Genomic DNA, 406 nt, shown 5'->3' with positions numbered 1-406 from the left:
CCGAGTTGCCGGTCCGCTCCGCGATGTCCCCGGACGACGTGTTTCGGGCGTCCGCCTGTAGCGCGTACAGGATCGCCCTGTCGACGTCGTCTATCGCGCCGTTGTCCATGCGTTCGTCGTAGGCGCGTCTCGTTTTTATACGTTGTCGAGTCACCGCTCCGATCCCGACGCCTACATACGGTCGCCGTCAGTGGGTCGAATATGGGAACGTACACCGCGGACATCGACGTGCGGTTCCGCGACATCGACGCGATGGGCCACGTCAACAACGCCGTCTACGCGACGTACATCGAACAGGCGCGGACGCGGTACTTCCGCGACGTGCTCGATGTCGACATCTCGCGGGCGTCGACCGTGCTGGCGTCGATATCGATCGACTTCCGGTCCCCCGTCGAACTCGCTGACG

2 protein-coding genes are annotated in these 406 nt (G+C 63.8%); one reads left to right on the top strand and one right to left on the bottom strand.

Annotated elements, in window-relative coordinates; all coding sequences use genetic code 11:
* A partial coding sequence (locus EXE44_RS18375) for an Lrp/AsnC family transcriptional regulator (RefSeq protein ID WP_137718074.1) occupies nt 1-109 on the bottom strand: 109 nt, incomplete at its 3' end.
* Between the two features lie 92 nt (nt 110-201).
* Between EXE44_RS18375 and EXE44_RS18370 the strand changes: the two genes are divergently transcribed.
* A partial coding sequence (locus EXE44_RS18370; RefSeq protein ID WP_199241284.1) for a thioesterase family protein occupies nt 202-406 on the top strand: 205 nt, incomplete at its 3' end.

Source organism: Halorubrum sp. SS7 (assembly GCF_005435055.1).
GTDB classification, from domain to species: Archaea; Halobacteriota; Halobacteria; order Halobacteriales; family Haloferacaceae; genus Halorubrum; species Halorubrum salinarum.
This window is presented reverse-complemented; position numbering and strand designations above follow the sequence as displayed.